Source organism: Streptococcus sp. 10F2, from assembly GCF_054331515.2.
The window spans coordinates 1-1,984 of sequence record NZ_JBTGGE020000099.1 but is presented as its reverse complement, the minus strand read 5'-3'; the positions used below and the strand labels follow the sequence as shown (position 1 = coordinate 1,984).

Below are 1,984 nucleotides of genomic sequence, written 5' to 3'. Positions count from 1 at the left end.
GCCCCCTGTGAGATAAGGTAGTCGCTTAGCTTTTCTTTATCCGCCATAGCTCAGTTGGTAGTAGCGCATGACTGTTAATCATGATGTCGTAGGTTCGAGTCCTACTGGCGGAGTTCTGACCCTTAAGGGTCTTTTTTTATTAAAAAGTCATAGAATTTTTCCAGTTAAAACTTGACTTCTATAGTAAGTGAATTTATAATATAAATGTAAGGGCACTATAGGAAGTGACCTTCAAAAGATAAAAGGAGAAAGATTTATGAAAAAAGCACTTTTTACAACTCTTGCAGCAGTAGCTTTGCTTGCAGCAGTGTCACCAGCTCTTGCGAATGACGGCTTTGTAGCAGGAACACCAGAAGGTGTTGCACCAGTTGCACCACTTGTTCAAGAAGAAGCACAAGAAATGATGAATGTTGGTGAATTTGACCCATCAGCTCTTGACTTTGAAGACGGTTATCTATATGTTGAGCCATCTGAAACAGATCCAAATGGAACTCCATACTGGGTAATTCCTCGTGAAAACGGTTACGATTCTATCGAATTGCAATATAAAACAGTAATGGTCGATGGTAAAGAAAAACGTGAATTGATCATGCCTGCAGATGTTGTGAATGGTCCAAGCAAAAAATCTGATGAAGTAAAAGAAGATTCAAAAGATGCTAAAGGAACTGAAAAAGCTGTAGCAGCAGCTAAAAAAGAAGCTAAAGCAGCAGCTAAAGAAGGACAAAAAGTTCTTCCTAACACAGCAGCAGTAAAATAAGACATAAAAATCGACTAGATTATATGTGAAGGAGGCGAGAGTTGGGTTCTAGGTTTATCCTATCCTGCTCTCGCTTTTTAGGTGATAGAATGAAAATCAATAAAAAGTGGCTTGCTTCCCTCTTTGTAGGCTTGTTTGTTTTCCTTGGCTTGGGATTTGTATGGACAAATTTTTCAGGACAAGTTAATGGTGATCACTCGGAGATTGCTACGAGTAAAGCAGCTTCAACGTACAAGCCTTCTTCCGAAGAGAAAGCAGAATTGAAAAAGCGGTTTGATCCGCTATTGGCAACAAATCCAGATACGATTGCGTATGTGTATGCATCGGGAACTAAACTAGACGAGCCGGTGGTACAAACAGGAGATAATGCAACCTATCTTGATAAGACGTTTGATGGCCGCTATGAGCCCTTTATGGGAACAGTCTTTATGGATATGGATAATAACAAGAACTTTAGTGATCGGTTAACTTGGTTATTTGGTCATGCACGAGGCAGTCAGGTTCCAGATAATCGGATGTTTAATGATGTTAATTTCTATAGTAGTCAAAAATATTTTGATGAACATCCTTATGTTGTTATTGAAACTCCAGAGCGTAAATTCTATTATGAAGCAGTTGCCATGATTATCGTTCCTGAAACAACTGCTTTTTATCGGACAGAATTTGATTCCGATAAAGACTTTGTTGAACAGTTAGAGACTGTTTATAAAGATGCGCAAGTTAAGAAAAGTGGTGTGACCATGAAACCTGAAGATCGCTATTTAGTTCTTTCAACTTGTCGTGAGGAAGACCCAAGTATTCGAGCAAATCTCTATCTTCGTCAAATTCCAGATGATCAAATGGATACATTTGTCAAAGAACATGGGGACAAATTGGTTTATACTCCAACTCGTTAATAGAAAAAAAGATCAGACGTGTGCTTAATGTCATTAAGTTAAGACCTAGAATTTAAAATAAGACCACATTTGAAAGCTCATAATTACATCAGACTTTCAAAAGTGGTCTTTTTGTGCATACCAAATAAAGGTTTTTGTGACCTTTTTTAAAAATTATGATACTCTATAGGTGAAGCTTACTATTGATTGAGTTCTCAGTCGTCTTTTATACTCTTTTAGATTATAAACTGTATATGATATACTGTTTTTATGGCATACGGAATTGATTTTAGAAAACGTGTCCTTGAATATGTTAAAGAGGGACATACACGTAAAGAAACAGCAGCTTTAT

The 1,984-nt window shown here is 37.2% G+C and carries 2 protein-coding genes and 1 tRNA gene; all 3 read left to right on the top strand.

Annotated elements, in window-relative coordinates; genetic code table 11:
• Positions 1–39: 39 nt before the first annotated feature.
• The 3 genes from ACXM1Q_RS09160 to srtB all read left to right on the top strand — a co-directional run bounded on the left by ACXM1Q_RS09160 (position 40) and on the right by srtB (position 1,653).
• Positions 40–113: transfer RNA gene (locus ACXM1Q_RS09160), tRNA-Asn, on the top strand.
• Between the two features lie 143 nt (positions 114–256).
• A complete protein-coding gene (locus ACXM1Q_RS09155; protein WP_458517791.1) occupies positions 257–757 on the top strand; it encodes an LPKTxAVK-anchored surface protein in 501 nt (166 codons plus the stop codon).
• A gap of 89 nt (positions 758–846) precedes the next feature.
• Positions 847–1,653, top strand: a complete 807-nt coding sequence (gene srtB / locus ACXM1Q_RS09150) for a class B sortase, LPKTxAVK-specific (RefSeq protein ID WP_458517790.1) — start codon at positions 847–849, stop codon at positions 1,651–1,653.
• Positions 1,654–1,984 lie beyond the last annotated feature (331 nt).

Coding starts and splice junctions, on each gene's coding strand:
- ACXM1Q_RS09155 (WP_458517791.1), top strand. CDS start 257: ATGAAAAAAGCACTTTTTACAACTCTTGCAGCAGTAGCTTTGCTTGCA.
- srtB (WP_458517790.1), top strand. CDS start 847: ATGAAAATCAATAAAAAGTGGCTTGCTTCCCTCTTTGTAGGCTTGTTT.